At 63.5% G+C, this 14,132-nt stretch carries 14 protein-coding genes and 1 riboswitch; of the genes, 7 read left to right on the forward strand and 7 right to left on the reverse strand.

The features are described 5' to 3' along the window. Window positions 1-58: 58 nt before the first annotated feature. The gene (locus ASD45_RS10565) at window positions 59-430 is read left to right on the forward strand and encodes a hypothetical protein (RefSeq protein ID WP_156380799.1); all 372 of its coding nucleotides are present in this window, start codon (window positions 59-61) and stop codon (window positions 428-430) included. A gap of 14 nt (window positions 431-444) precedes the next feature. Here the strand turns inward: ASD45_RS10565 and ASD45_RS10570 are convergent, their stop codons facing one another. The 3 genes from ASD45_RS10570 to clpS form a co-directional block, all read right to left on the reverse strand. Further along, on the reverse strand, window positions 445-633 hold the full coding sequence (locus tag ASD45_RS10570) for a hypothetical protein (RefSeq protein ID WP_056911446.1): 189 nt from the start codon (window positions 631-633) through the stop codon (window positions 445-447). 148 nt (window positions 634-781) lie between these two features. Further along, window positions 782-1,540 (reverse strand): SDR family oxidoreductase, encoded by a 759-nt coding sequence (locus ASD45_RS10575; RefSeq protein ID WP_156380800.1) that lies wholly within the window; start codon window positions 1,538-1,540, stop codon window positions 782-784. Between the two features lie 49 nt (window positions 1,541-1,589). Continuing rightward, window positions 1,590-1,910 carry an ATP-dependent Clp protease adapter ClpS gene (gene clpS, locus ASD45_RS10580; RefSeq protein ID WP_056911448.1) on the reverse strand — a complete coding sequence of 107 codons (321 nt, stop codon included), beginning with the start codon at window positions 1,908-1,910 and terminating at the stop codon, window positions 1,590-1,592. Window positions 1,911-2,060: 150 nt separating this feature from the next. Here clpS and ASD45_RS10585 point away from each other — a divergent pair, with 150 nt between their 5' ends. From ASD45_RS10585 to ASD45_RS10590, 3 genes are all read left to right on the forward strand, one after another. Next, window positions 2,061-3,056, forward strand: coding sequence for an NAD(P)-dependent oxidoreductase (locus ASD45_RS10585; protein ID WP_056911449.1), 996 nt, complete (start codon window positions 2,061-2,063; stop codon window positions 3,054-3,056). Window positions 3,057-3,141: 85 nt separating this feature from the next. Then, complete coding sequence (locus ASD45_RS23800) at window positions 3,142-3,294, forward strand: hypothetical protein (protein ID WP_164488356.1); 153 nt, start codon at window positions 3,142-3,144, stop codon at window positions 3,292-3,294. Window positions 3,295-3,581: 287 nt separating this feature from the next. Next, the gene (locus ASD45_RS10590) at window positions 3,582-3,785 is read left to right on the forward strand and encodes a hypothetical protein (RefSeq protein WP_056911450.1); all 204 of its coding nucleotides are present in this window, start codon (window positions 3,582-3,584) and stop codon (window positions 3,783-3,785) included. Window positions 3,786-3,966: 181 nt separating this feature from the next. On the opposite strand, the gene ASD45_RS10595 is transcribed toward ASD45_RS10590, so the two are convergent. Continuing rightward, complete coding sequence (locus tag ASD45_RS10595; protein ID WP_056911451.1) at window positions 3,967-5,631, reverse strand: EAL domain-containing protein; 1,665 nt, start codon at window positions 5,629-5,631, stop codon at window positions 3,967-3,969. A gap of 257 nt (window positions 5,632-5,888) precedes the next feature. On the opposite strand from ASD45_RS10595, the gene ASD45_RS10600 reads away from it, so the two are divergent. Beyond that, entirely contained in the window at window positions 5,889-6,812 is a 924-nt protein-coding gene (locus ASD45_RS10600; protein WP_056911452.1) for a pirin family protein, read from the forward strand. 27 nt (window positions 6,813-6,839) lie between these two features. Here the strand turns inward: ASD45_RS10600 and metA are convergent, their stop codons facing one another. Then, window positions 6,840-7,802 (reverse strand): homoserine O-succinyltransferase, encoded by a 963-nt coding sequence (gene metA / locus ASD45_RS10605; protein ID WP_056911453.1) that lies wholly within the window; start codon window positions 7,800-7,802, stop codon window positions 6,840-6,842. 43 nt (window positions 7,803-7,845) lie between these two features. Then, window positions 7,846-7,952, reverse strand: a riboswitch (SAM-I-IV-variant riboswitch). A gap of 167 nt (window positions 7,953-8,119) precedes the next feature. Between metA and ASD45_RS10610 the strand changes: the two genes are divergently transcribed. Continuing rightward, on the forward strand, window positions 8,120-9,427 hold the full coding sequence (locus ASD45_RS10610; protein WP_056911454.1) for a DUF2254 domain-containing protein: 1,308 nt from the start codon (window positions 8,120-8,122) through the stop codon (window positions 9,425-9,427). Here the strand turns inward: ASD45_RS10610 and ASD45_RS10615 are convergent. Continuing rightward, the gene (locus ASD45_RS10615) at window positions 9,424-10,305 is read right to left on the reverse strand and encodes an amidohydrolase family protein (protein ID WP_244485292.1); all 882 of its coding nucleotides are present in this window, start codon (window positions 10,303-10,305) and stop codon (window positions 9,424-9,426) included. The two genes, ASD45_RS10610 and ASD45_RS10615, sit on opposite strands and share 4 nt — an antisense overlap. Before the next feature lie 136 nt (window positions 10,306-10,441). Then, window positions 10,442-12,235, reverse strand: a complete 1,794-nt coding sequence (gene aspS / locus ASD45_RS10620) for an aspartate--tRNA ligase (RefSeq protein ID WP_056912709.1) — start codon at window positions 12,233-12,235, stop codon at window positions 10,442-10,444. A gap of 197 nt (window positions 12,236-12,432) precedes the next feature. Between aspS and ASD45_RS10625 the strand changes: the two genes are divergently transcribed. Continuing rightward, the gene (locus tag ASD45_RS10625) at window positions 12,433-14,130 is read left to right on the forward strand and encodes a thiamine pyrophosphate-dependent enzyme (protein ID WP_082540772.1); all 1,698 of its coding nucleotides are present in this window, start codon (window positions 12,433-12,435) and stop codon (window positions 14,128-14,130) included. Window positions 14,131-14,132 lie beyond the last annotated feature (2 nt).

Genomic DNA, 14,132 nt, shown 5'->3' on the forward strand with positions numbered 1-14,132 from the left:
CGCGGCCCATATCGGCGCGCAGCATCGGCGCACTGCTGCCGCGTATGAAAGACGACTGATGCCCCGCCTGCCCTCGATGCTGATCCTCGCCGCGCTCCTTGTCATTCCGGCCGGCGTGACGGCGGCGAGCGCTTCGGCGCACGAGGCGACACAGGTCAAGCCGGTGAAAAAGCAGCACCACGTCCGCCGCATTCCGCGCGGCGTCGGCTTCCTGCCGGGCTATCGCACGCCGGCGCAGATCGAGCGTGACCGATACAAAGCGTGGCTGCGCGATCGCCGAGCCTATGAGCGCAGCGGCAGCCCGCCCGTTTATTATTACTACTGGGGCTATCCCCAATCGCGATTCTATCGCGGCCGCTGGAACGGCGGCTCGTTCGGCCCGTGCTGGACCGTCACGCCGATCGGCTACCAATGGAATTGCGGGCGGTAGCGGGCGTTTTTGCCCTACGCGGTCTCTTTTTCGCGCGCGTCGTAGACTTTCACCTTGGCGCCGGCGTTCTCGCGCTTGAGCTTGAGCCCCGCCGACAGAGCGGCAGTGAGCGAACCGAACTGCGAAATGCATTTGCCGCCGACTTCGACGACATAGTGCGGTTCGGTGGCGGCGGCGCTGGCGCGGACGATGGTATCGGACATTGGGGCCTCAACTTTCACGCGGTTCCTTGCCTTCCGGTCGTGTCGAAAGGTTTGGCAAGGCCGGCGCTGTGCGCGCTTCACCCCCGGACGGCGGCATCATTCCGCCAGCCCGTTAAAATTTGCTGAAAATGCCAATTCGCGAGGAAAATCAAGCGTGTTGGCGGTCGGAGTCGATCGGGATCACCTGCCCGGAGATGGTTTTGGCGGCTGGAGATGCCAAGAATACCGCCAGAGCCGCGATATCCTTCGGATCGACGAATTTCTTGATCGAAGTGTAGGCGAAGGACTCGTCCTGCACTTCCTTCACCGACTTGCCGGAGATCTGCGCTCTGCCCTGGAACACGCGCTGGATACGGTCGCCCTCGACCTGCCCCGGTGCGATGGCGTTGGCGCGGATGCCCCAGGCGCCGAGTTCGACCGCCAGCGTCTTGGTCAGTCCGATCACACCCCATTTGGTTGCCGCGTAGGGTGAGCGGTTGGCAAAGCCGAAACGCCCGGCGATCGAGGTCATATTGATGATGACGCCGGCCTCCGACTCCTTGAGCGCGGGAATGGCGAGCCGCGTGGTGTCGAACATGCCGGTGAGGTTGATGGCGACCACCTTATCCCAGTCGTCCGGCGGATACTGATCGACAGGCAGCGTCATGCCGGAGACCCCGGCATTGTTGATCAGCACGTCGAGCCCGCCGAGCGCGGCGATCGCCTCAGGCACCATCTTATCGATCTCGGCGCGCTGGCTCATGTCGCAACGCCTGGCGACGAGCCCGGGAATTTCCCGCGCCATATCGGCGAGGCCCTTGTCGTCGATATCGCAGATGAAGACCTTGGCGCCGGTCTTAGCGAAAGCGCGCGCGAATTCGCGGCCAATGCCGGCGACGCCGGCGGTGATCAGAACTTTTTGCGGCATGCGTTTTCTCCCCAATGAGCCGAGCATAGGCGGAGAACAGCGCCGGCCGCTACTCCTCCTTCTCCGTGGTGAAATAGAGCGGATAGCCGTTCATCTTTCCAAGGTCGGTCGCCTCCTTGGCCTTGGTCTCGGCAACGTCGCGGGTATAGACGGCGATCACGCAGGCGCCTTTCTGATGCGCGGTCATCATCACCCGGTAGGACTGCGATTCATTGAGCCGAAATACGGCCTTCAGGACCTGCACGACGAACTCGCGCGGCGTGTAGTCGTCATTGAGCAGGATCACCTTCCACAACGGCGGCCGGGCGATCTTCGTCTTCGCCTTGGTTCGCGGTTTCGTCGTCGTGCCGGGATTGTCGATCGGGCTCATGAGGGCGTTCCGTTGGTCTCGCGCCGCGCCGGAATCCTGTTACCGGCGGGGCTCCCCCGATTGCCTATCATCGCAAGTCCGGCCTAGAAGCAAAAGCCCTGAAAAAGTCGGGGCCGGACCAACCAGAGACGCCGTTGCGGGGGAACCTCGATGCCGACCGTCCTGCTCACCCACACACCCGATATGCTCGCCAATTACTACGGCGAACGCGCGCTGTCGGCGTTGCGCGCTCTGTGCGACGTGCGACTGAACGAGACCGGCAAGGTGCTCGACGCCGCGGCGCTCGCCAAGGCGGCGCAAGGCTGCGAGATCATCGTCTCCGATCGCCAGACGCCGGGGCCCGCGGAATTCTTCGCTCAGGCCCCGTCGTCTCTGGCGGCATTCCTGCGAGTTGCCGTCGACATCCGCAATATCGACGTGCCGGCCGCCTCGAAGATCGGTGTGCTGGTGACCCATGCGACGCCCGGCTTCATCGCATCGGTCGCCGAGCAGGCGATCGGCTACATGATCGATCTCGGCCGTCACACGCTCGACTATACAAACCAGTACCATGCCGGCCGCGACCCGGAGCCGCGCATGGGCAGGCAGTTGTCCGGCGCCACGCTCGGCATCCTCGGCTACGGCGCAATCGGCCAGCATCTGGCGCGCATCGGCGTCGTACTCGGCATGAAGGTACTCGTCGTCGATCCTTTCAAGACGATCACCGAACCCGGAGTCACGCAGGTATCGTTCGAGGATGCCGTCGCGCAGTCGGATTTCCTGGTCTGTCTGGTCGTCGCCAATGAGCAGACCGAGAACCTGATGAACGCAGCCACCTTCGCCCGCATGAAGAAGACGGCCTTCTTCATCAATGTCTCGCGCGGCAATCTTGTTGACGAGAAGGCGCTCGAGCACACTCTTGACGCCAAATTGATCGCGGGTGCGGCGATGGACGTCGGCCGCGCGCCGGATCAGAAACCGTCGCTATTCCTTGCCAAACGCGCTGACGTCATCGCGACGCCCCACACGGCCGGCCTCACCCCCGACGCCGCGGAGCATCAGGCTTTCGACACAGTCAATCAGGTCAAGGAGTTGCTGGCCGGTCGCCTGCCCCCGGGTGCCGCCAACGCCGATGCGGCGCAGCGGCTGAGCGTATTTCGCAACTAACGCCAACGACTCCAGGGGCTTATGCGATAATGGAACAATGTTCCCTGTCGCGTGTTGAGAGGCATGCATCATGCATGGGGGTGATATGCCTATCAATCGCAACGTCCTGGTTATTGCTGTGGCCATCCTGTGCGTCGCCGTCGGCGCACTCGGCTACAAACTCTACGAGCAGAATCGTGAGCCGAAAGGCGTCCAGCTCAACATCGGCTCCGGTGGCATTTCAGTCGAGAAGAAGTAGCACTAACAACGTATTGACGAGTCGTTTTGCGAGGCTCGCGGCATCACCGCGGGCCTCGCGCGCGCATGCCTGAATTTTGAACTGAAACAAATCGCGCCGCTCGCACCGCAATGCCCGCGCGCTCCTTTCACAATTCGTGATCGTATACGTCAGCCTTGCTGCTTCATTTGCGTGGCTGCGCCGATAGCATTCTGTCCACGGGGAGCGTGGGACAAAGCCGCGCGGTAAGCACGCCGGGGAAACGCCCGGAAAATTCGTGCACCGCGTACCAGGACAGGAGGTACGTGATGAGCCCGCACGCTCGCAGCGAAATCGATCTGCTCAGGAGGTCAATGCGCTATCGGCCGGCTCATGTCTGTGCCCAGTGCGGCGAGGCACTCTATTTGCCGGAGTTCTCCGAGTGGCTCGATACAGGCAGCGCGCGACATCTGTGGCAATGCGATGCCTGTGGTTACACGTTCGAAACGACCGTTCAGTTCGCAGCGGCGTAGTGCGCGATCCCGATCGCCGGCCCCGGGCCCGGCCCGACGCGGCGGATGGGCTTTCGGCCATCGCGAACACGCAAGGAAGGAGTCGGCTTAGGCGCACGCGTCCTCGCCCCTAGTGCAACCCAGCGGCGCTGATGCGTTAAGTCGGCTCCTTTCGCTGCGCCCGGTTGCTGCCCGTAAAAAATCAGGCGGCCGCAGCGTCGCGCTCCTGCACCGCGCCTTCGCCCAGCGCATCCATCGCTTCGACGAGTTTGAGAAACGCGCTACCCGGCAGTGGCGGCGCAAAGACATAGCCCTGCGCCGCGCGGATGCCGATCTCACGCAGATGCATCACCTGTTCGAAATTCTCGACGCCTTCGGCGATGACGTCCATGCGCATATTGTGCGCCAGATCGACGAGCGTCTCAACGATCGTAGCCGAGTTGCGATCGGTGCCGATCGAGTCGATGAACATCTTGTCGATCTTGATGATGTCCACGCCCAGCTTGAGCATATAGGAAAGACCGCTGTGGCCGGTACCGACGTCGTCGATGGCGATCCGTACACCCAGCCCTTGCAGCGCCGAGACGATCTGACGGGTCACAGCGAAATTCTCGATCGGATCGCGTTCCGTGACCTCCAGCACCAGCTGGGACATCTTGATCGGCGACTTGGCGAAGATCGCATAGACGTCCTGAACGACTGCATCGTCCGCGAACAGTTTGCTAGCAAAGTTGAAGGACACCTTCAGGCCCAACCGCTGCCCGATGGCCGGGCCGATCTCGTCGCTGACGCGCCGCATCAGATCATAGGTCATCGCGCGGATCAGCCCGCTCGACTCGGCCAGCGGTATGAATGAGCCCGGCAGCACCAGCGAGCCATCGGGCTTCTTCCAGCGCACCAGCACTTCGGCGCCGCGCAACTGGCCGGTCGCGATGTCGACAATGGGCTGGTAGTACGGCACGAATTCGCCAGCGGCGAGCGCGCGTTCGATATCGGTCACCGGATTGTCCGGCTCGCGGTGACTGAGAAACGCCACCAACAGCCCCACGATCACGACGACGGCGAGCGTGACGAGGAATCCGAGCCATCGGATCTGCCACTGGCGGTGGACCAAAAGCGCCCGCGGCACCATCATCTCAGCGTGGAGCCCGAATTGCTGGGAATTGCTGTTGCCGATGAACAGATCGCCGGCGTCCGCCTCCGGGCGGTGCCCGATCTCGCCGAGCATCGCGCCATTCCGCGTCTCCATCCGGGCATAGATGCCGGAGCTCCGACCGTCTTCGTTTGCACCAGCGAAGGCCCCTGCTGCGTGCGCGTCGAATAGCTCGACCGAGTACTGCGGCAGCAGCAGCATGGTCGGCACTAACGCCGCGATTTCGTTGGTGCCGTTGGCGACCGGCCGGCGCAGCCGTATCATTCGCTGGCCGGTGCCTACGGTCAGCACGTCGATCGCAAAGCCCTGACTCTTGGAGAGCGGCTCGCTCGAGTAGACCCGACGGATGGCCATGTCCTCAGCGACATCGGCGGCCTGCGGGCAAATCGAATGCCCGGCACTGTCGAGAATCGTAATTTCCTTGACTGGCGGTGTTTCGAACGTGGCGCGCTGCATGGCGCTGCGCTCTGCGGCATCACAGGTCCCGATGCCTGCTGCCGCCAGGGCGTTGAGCGCGTTGGCCGCGAGCGTGAGACGGTATTCGGCCCGCACGATGGCGTTGCGGGCCGACAGCTCGATCTCTTCTTGGCCAATCCGATTGGTGACGCCACTCAGCCAAAAATTGAAAACGACGAGCGGCACACAGGCAACGAAGACGCCAACCGCAATCGCAACAATGTTTTGACGCGTGAAGCCGCGCGCAAAGAATTTCATCCGTCTCACCGTTCTGGTGTGACCCGCAGTGAGCCATCACGCCGTAAAAGGCGCCTTAAGCCTAAGCCCCCGGATTCATGGAAAAATCGGTCGCCGTCGCCTCATCGCCCGCATGGTTAACAGCCGGCAAAAATGGAACCTCGCCGGGCATATTAAAATCGCCGGTGCGGTCCTCCCGCACCGTTTTGGGCCGTCGCAGGGCCGGGCTAGAGTTACCCAGCGTGAGCCGTCATTCGCAGCCGCCCAAGGAGACGCTAATGAGTTTTTTTCCCGGCCAAGACCCGCAAGCGGGCGACGCCTATAGCTGCGATGCCATCGCCCATGTCGTGGTGCCGCGCACGGTCGATCTCGGCGACGGCTTCGCCGTGCGCCGGGCCCTGCCCTCGGCGCGCTCGCGCATGGTCGGACCCTTCGTCTTCTTCGATCATTTCGGGCCGGCGGAATTCCGCGCCGGCACCGGCCTCGACGTGCGGCCGCATCCGCACATCGGGCTATCAACCGTGACTTATCTGTTCGACGGCGAAATCGTGCATCGTGACAGCCTCGGCACGGCCCTGGCGATCCGCCCCGGCGAGATCAACTGGATGACCGCGGGACGCGGAATCGTCCACTCCGAGCGCACCGACGGCGCCCTGCGTACCAGCGGCAGCCCAATCCATGGCCTTCAGATGTGGGTGGCGCTGCCTGCGGCGAGCGAGGAGATCGCGCCTGGCTTCGCCCATCACGATACGGGGGAATTCCCCGTCATCGAGGATGGCGGAAAGACTGTGCGCGTCGTGGTCGGTTCGCTTTATGGCGCGGCATCGCCCGTGCCGGTGCTGCACGAGACCATGTTCGGCGATTTCGTGCTCAAGGCCGGCACGTCGGTGCCGATCGATGCGAGCCACGAGGAGCGCGCGATCTATATTCTCGACGGCATCATCGATATTGCCGGCGACAAATTCGAACCGGGGCGTCTGCTCGTGTTCAAGCCGGGCGACCGCCTCACGGTGACAGCGGCGACCGACGCGCATTTCGTGCTCTGCGGCGGCGCGCCGATGGACGGGCCGCGCCACATCTGGTGGAACTTCGTATCGTCGCGCAAGGATCGCATCGAGCAGGCCAAGGCCGACTGGAAGGCCGGTCACTTCGACAAGGTGCTCGGCGACGAGATCGAATTCATCCCGCTGCCGGAGAAGTGACAGACGATCGTCGTGACGCGTTGGTGGCTACTCCGCCGCCACCGCGCGTCCGGGCGCATTCCAGTCCGTCGCCTTGGCGCCGATATCGCGCACGTCGAACGGCGTCGTCTGGTAGATCTGGTTGATCCAGTTGCCGAACAACAGATGGGCGTGGCTCCGCCAGTGGTTGAGCGGCGGCACGTCGGGATTGTCACCCGGGAAATAGTTCTTCGGCACATCGACGGCGACATTGGACCCGCGATCGCGGAAATACTCGTCCGCCAGCGAGTTACTGTCGTATTCGATGTGGTTGAACATGTGCAGCGCGCGATGCGCCGGATCGTCGATCAGGCACACGCCTGCCTCGTCGGACTCCATCAGCACCTTCATGCCGCTCTCCGATGGAATATCGGCGCGGCGGACTTCGGTCCAGCGCGACACCGGAATAGCGAAGTCGTCGGAGAAACCGCGCAGGTAAGGCGAGGTCCGGTCGAGAATGCGGTGGCGATAGACGCCGAACATTTTCTTGTCGAGCGCGTATTTCGGCATGCCGTAGAAGTGATGGACCGCAGCCTGCGCGCCCCAGCAGATCGTCATCAGGCCGTGAACGTTGGTCTGCGTCCAGTCGAAGATGCGTTCCAGCTCGCTCCAGTACGTCACGTCTTCGAACGGCAGCGTCTCAACCGGCGCGCCGGTGACAATGAAGCCGTCGAACTTTTCGTCCCGGACATCTTCCCAATTGCGATAGAACGAGACGATGTGATCGGCCGAGGTGTTGCGCGGCACGTGCTCGGTCATCTTGACCAGCGTCATCTCGATCTGCAGCGGCGAGGCTCCGAGCAGACGCGCGAACTGCGTCTCGGTCTTGGCCTTGTTGGGCATCAGGTTGAGCAAACCGATCCGCATCGGCCGGATGTCCTGCCGGACCGCGTCCTTCTCGAGCATGACGCTGACGCCCTCCGCCTCGAGAATGGAGCGGGCGGGCAGATTATTCGGGATCTTGATCGGCATGGTTACGATCGGTCCTCAACCTCGTGAGCACAACCGACTGTGACTGAGCCCGTTTAGTTGCCGGTTCGGCCACATCCTCCCTTTCGGGGAGCGCCACCTTGCTCGGGAAGCAGGTTGGCGTCGGGCGATGCCCAACTCTTGATGTTGGCCAATAAATATACGCTCGCGGCCCGGTTCGCAAGCGGCCGAACCGGACCCCCGCAGGGCCGGGCCGGAGGCGCCCAAACCGGGCGAATACCGTCGCCGGAACGATAACGGGCCGCGCGGGTTCCCCAAGCAACCCGCCCCCGCAATTACTCCTCGAACTGGAGCGCCATTTGATCCCGCGCCTGCTGACAATCTGGGACAATATCCGCACCAGCCTGTGGGCTCTGCCTTTGGCCATGGTTGTGATCGCCTCCGGCCTTGCCATCCTGGCGCTCAACGCCAATCTCGATGTCGGCAACGATCCGGTCTGGTTTCTCTACAGCGGCAGCGCCAGCCAGGCGCCGCAGTTTCTCGGCAATCTGGTCAGCGCCATGATTACGATGGCGACCGTAGCCATCTCCATCACGATGGTGGTGCTCACACTGGCCGCGCAGCAACTCGGACCGCGGCTCATCCGCAACTTCATGAGCGACCGGCAAACGCAGGCATCGCTCGGCCTTTTCGTTTCAACCGTCGTGTACTTGCTCCTCGTGCTGCGCGGTATTTACGGCGACGGCGACCGGGTCGCCAACCTGGCGATCACGGTCGGCACAGCGCTGGTGCTGGCAAGCATCGCCGGCCTCCTGGTGTTCGTTCATCACCTCGCGCGGGCTATCATAGCCGACAACATCATCGATCGTGTCGGGGAGTCGCTGGATCGTGACATCGTCCGTCTGCTGCCGGAAAAGGATGCCGACGGGCCGCGGCCGATACCGGGTGACGATATCCCGAGCGCCACGGTGCCGCTCGTCTCTGGCGGCTATGTGCAAGCCATCGACATCGATAGCCTGGTGCTCCGCGCTGCCGAAATCAACGCTCTCATCGAACTGCAAATCCGTGCCGGGCAACATGCGCTGACCGGCTCAGTCCTGGCGCGCGTAACGCCGCGAAACGCGCTCGACAGTCTCGTCGAGCCGGTACAGTCCGCCTTCATCGTCGGCCGCACCCGAACCGCGGTGCAGGATCTGGAATTCTCCGTGCATCAGTTGGTCGAGGTGGCGCTGCGCGCGCTTTCGCCCGGCATCAACGACCCCTTCACGGCTATCGCCGTGCTCGACCGGCTCACCCAATCCCTGCGTCTGGCGATGACGCGAGGCGCGGCGCGCTCACGGTTTGCCGATGATCGCAACATTGTCCGGGTCGTCGCGTCGATCTCGACGTTTCAGGGGCTGACAGACGCAGCATTCAATCAGATCCGCCAGGCAGCCAGCACCAACCCCGCAATTCTGATCCGCATGGCCGACAATATCGGTCAACTGCTGCGTCAGGCCGAAGACACACAGGCGCCCGCGCTCGAGAAGCACCTGCGGCTTGTCGTCAATGCCGGCAGCCGCGGCATCGCGGACGAAGACGACCGCAACGACCTGAAGGCCATCGTCGATGCCGCGCGCCGCACCGCAGCAGACAGCGCAATCCGGCCCGAAGCATTACCGGGCTAATCGACCTTCACCGCGCCGAACAGCCGCGCCGCGTTGCCCCAGGCAATGCGCTGCGCCTGATCGCGGGGCAGTTGCTTCAGCCAGCCGCGGTATTCGCTCATGGTGTCGTCATAGGACGCCCAGCGCTCGTTGATCCAGGTGTCGGAACCGAGCAGGAAGCGATCGGAATAATGCGCGAACAGGTCCCGCCATTCGGCCGTTAGTGCGCGCCCCGGTCCGGTAATGCCGCCCCGGTACGATAACTCGCCCCACAGCGCCGGATATTTGTCGAACAGTTCTGCCACCCGCTGCGGCGGCGTCGAGAACCCGGTATGCGCCCAGATGATCCGAGCCTTCGGATTGTGCTCGAACAGGATCAGCAGCGCCTCCTCGTCCGAATGCGCGTGCAGATAAAGATCGTTGGCCACGGCGAAATCGACGATCTTCTTCACGATCGGATTCCAGGCCGACTTGCCGTAGAGATGGAATTCGCCGATGCCGCGATAATACCCGCGCTTGTACTCCTGCTCGATGAGATCGATGCTGAGCGGATCGCCGAACCAGGTCTGGATGTCGGCGCGCACGCGGTACGGCCGGATGAACGGCACCACCCACAGCCCCTGCGCCTTCGCTTCCATCAATTGGTGCGTGCCCTTGTTAGGTCGGCTCGTCGCGAGCACGCCCTTGACGTGATTGCGGCCAAAGACCTCGATCACCTTGTCGAGCGAATAGAACGGATTGGGCTCCTGATTATAGTGCATGTGGGCATCGAAGATCGGCATCACCGCCGCTTCGCTTGCGCCGATCTGCGCCTGATCCTGCGCGCGTCCGGGCCGGCTCATCAGCACGAGCCCCGCAAGCGCCAGCGCCGCCAGGAAAATGAGTCGTTCAAACCGCACGCATCCCTCCCGAGCACGGCCAATTTACCATCGGACCGCCCCCGCGAAAGCGGGAACGAACGCGGAAACGGCTGAACGGGAATCTCCGCTTGCGCGGGATAAGCGGAGTTCAGGTCGAGGGGCCTGGAAGCGGCCGCTATTTCTTCGGCAGATCGAGGCGGATGCTCAGTTCCTTGAGCTGCTTGGGCGTCACTTCCGCCGGCGCGCCCATCATCAGGTCTTCCGCCTTCTGATTCATCGGGAACAGCACGACCTCGCGCAAGTTCTGCTCGCCAGCCAGCAGCATCACGATACGGTCGATGCCGGGCGCGATGCCGCCATGCGGCGGCGCGCCGAGTTCGAAGGCGTGCAGCATGCCGCCGAATTTTTCCTCAAGCACCGTTTCCGGATAGCCGGCGATGGCGAAGGCCTTTTTCATCACGTCGGGGCGATGATTACGAATGGCGCCCGACGACAATTCGACGCCGTTGCAGACGATGTCGTACTGGAAAGCCTTGATGGCCAGCAATTTGTCGTTGTCGCTCGGATCCAGCTTGAGGAAATCCTCGACCGGCATGTTCGGCATTGAGAACGGATTATGGGAGAAGTCGATCTTCTTCTCCTCCTCATTCCACTCGAACATCGGAAAGTCGACGATCCAGCACAGATCGAAGCGGTCCTGCGCGATCATGTTCAGTTCTTCGCCAACGCGAGTGCGCGCAAGGCCGGCGAACTTGACGAAATCCTTCGGCTTTCCGGCGACGAAGAACACTGCATCGCCGACGCCAAGACCCATCTGGTCGGCGATCTGCTTCGTTCGTTCGGGCCCAATGTTCTTGGCGAGCGGACCAGCGCCGCCCTCCTCGCCCTCGCGCCAGAAGATATAGCCGAGGCCGGGCTGGCCTTCGCCCTGCGCCCACGAATTCATACGATCGCAGAAGGCGCGGTTGCCGCCGCCCTTGGCCGGGATCGCCCACACGGCGTTGCCCGGCGTCTCGAGAATGCGGGCGAAGATCTTGAAGCCGGATTCCTTGAACGCGGGACTGACGTCCTGCATCACCACGGGGTTGCGCAGGTCCGGCTTGTCGGAGCCGTATTTCGACATCGCTTCGGCATAGGGGATCATCGGGAATTTCGGCGTGACCTTCTTGCCCTCGCCGAACTCCTCGAACACGCCCCGGATCACGGGCTCGACGGCATCGAACACGTCCTGCTGCGTGACGAAGCTCATCTCGAGATCGAGCTGGTAGAACTCGCCCGGCGAGCGGTCGGCGCGCGCGTCCTCGTCACGGAAGCACGGCGCGATCTGGAAGTAGCGGTCGAAGCCGGCGACCATGATCAACTGCTTGAACTGCTGCGGCGCCTGCGGCAGCGCATAAAATTTGCCCGGATGGATGCGCGACGGCACCAGATAATCGCGCGCGCCTTCCGGCGACGACGCTGTCAGGATCGGCGTCTGGAATTCGAAAAAGCCGCCGTCCTTCATGCGCTTGCGGATCGAGTCGATGACGCGGCCGCGCAGCATGATGTTGTTGTGCAGCTTCTCGCGGCGCAGATCGAGGAAGCGATACTTGAGCCGGATTTCTTCTGGATATTCCTGATCGCCGAATACCGGCATCGGCAACTCGCCGGCCGCACTCAGGACTTCGATCTCGGAGACGTAAACCTCGATCTGGCCGGTCGGCAAATCGGCGTTCTCGGTGCCTTCGGGGCGCTTGCGCACCTTGCCGTCGATGCGGATCACCCACTCCGAGCGCAGTTGTTCGGCCTGCTTGAATGCCTTGGAGTCTGGATCGCACACCACCTGGGTCAGGCCGTAATGGTCGCGCAGATCGATGAAAAGCACGCCGCCATGGTCGCGGATACGGTGGCACCACCCCGACAGGCGCACGTCCTTGCCGATATCCGTCTCGCGCAACGCGCCGCAGGTGTGGGAACGATAGCGATGCATGGTCATTCGGGCGGTTCCGGCAAGCACTTAGGCGAGCGATTCAGGGGTGGGTGGAGGCGCGCGAAAAACGCATGGGGGGTGTCCTTTGTCAAGGCGAGGGCCTGTTTTGGCGCATAGCTGGCGCAATTCCGGCGATTCCGCGCCTCGACAGACTCGAACCAATCTGCACACTCGGGCCGACAGAGGTACCGCGTTCGATGCCAAAAACCGCCGCCCAGAAGCACCCACGGAAGGCTCCCAAAAAGGCCAAAGCGGAGGTCAATGAGCTCACCACGGCCGAGGCCACGGTGGAGACCCTGCTGAGCCACGGCATCCGCACCGTCTACGCCCTGCCCGGCGTCCACAACGACTACCTTTTCGACGCCTTCGCCCGCGCCAGTGACCGCCTTTCGGTGATCCACACCCGTCATGAACAGGGCGCCGCCTATATGGCGCTCGGCGCCGCGCTCGCCACCGGCAAGCCACAGACCTATTCGGTGGTGCCCGGCCCAGGTCTTCTCAATTCCGGCGCGGCACTGCTGACGGCCTACGGCATGTACGCGCCGGTCCTGGCCATGATCGGCCAGATTCCTGCCCAGGCCATCGGCCGCGATCAGGATCATCTGCACGAGATCAAGGATCAGGCCGGCATCATCGCCCGGCTGGTCGATCATGCGGTGCTGATCAAAGGCGCGGCCGAGGCGCCGTCCAAGGTCGCCAAGGCGATCCGCTCGATGGCCGAGGGCCGGCCCGGCCCGGCGGCACTCGAATGCGCCATCGACGTCTGGGGCCAGCGCGGCCCGGTCGGCCCTATCCCGGATCCGATGCCGCCGCGGTTGCCTCGCCCGGACGAGGACAAGGTTCGCAAGGCGGCAAAGCTCTTGGGCAAGGCCAAGCGTATCCTAATCGTCGCCGGCAGCGGCGCCTGGGGCGCCTCGCCGGAAGTAACCCAGTTGTCGGAAATGCTGCAGGCCCCCGTCCTGTCGTACCGACGGGGACAGGGTGTCTTGGATGGACGAAGTCCGTTCTCGGTCAATCTCCCCCTCGGTCATGAACTGTGGGGCGAGGCCGACGCCGTGCTGGCGGTCGGCACGAGGCTGTTCGCCCCTCTCCAGCAATGGGGCGTCGACCGCGACCTCAAAATCGTCAACGTCAGCGCCACCGCGGACGGCGCCGGCAAGCTGCACAAGCCGGACGTGGCGCTGATCGGCGACGCGGCGCCGTCGCTGCGCGCCCTGATCGCGGCGCTGGAGCGCACCAACGAGAAGCGCGCCTCGCGCGCCGACGAGATGCGCGAGCGCCAGGCCCGGATGCGGGCCCGGATCGCCAAACTCGGTCCGCAACTCGCCTTCCTCGAGGCCATCCGCGCCGAACTGCCCGAAGACGGCATCCTGGTCGACGAGGTGACGCAGGTCGGCTTCGCCGCCCGCCTCGCCTTCCCGGTCTACAAGCCGCGCACGTTCCTGTCGCCGGGCTACCAGGACAACCTCGGCTGGGGCTACGCCACCGCGCTCGGGGCCCAGCATGCCCGGAGCGACGTGCCGGTGCTGTCGATCAACGGTGACGGCGGCTTCATGTTCACCGCCAACGAACTGGCGACCGCGATGCGCCACCGCATCCCGCTGACCGCCATCGTCTTCGCCGACGGCGCCTTCGGCAATGTCCGCCGTATTCAGCAGGAACAGTTCGGCAATCGGGTCATCGCCTCGGACCTCGCCAACCCCGATTTCGTGAAATTCGCCGAGAGTTTCGGCGCCCGCGGGCTTCGCGCCCGCAACCCGCAGGAATTACGCTTTGCCTTGCGGGAGAGTTTTGCGATACGCGAACCTACCGTCATCGAAGTCCCGGTCGGCGCGATGCCGAGCCCCTGGGAGTTTATCCATATGCCGCGGGTCCGCGGCAAGACCAAACGTTAGCC

The organism is Pseudolabrys sp. Root1462, assembly GCF_001426945.1.
Classification (GTDB): domain Bacteria; phylum Pseudomonadota; class Alphaproteobacteria; order Rhizobiales; family Xanthobacteraceae; genus Pseudolabrys.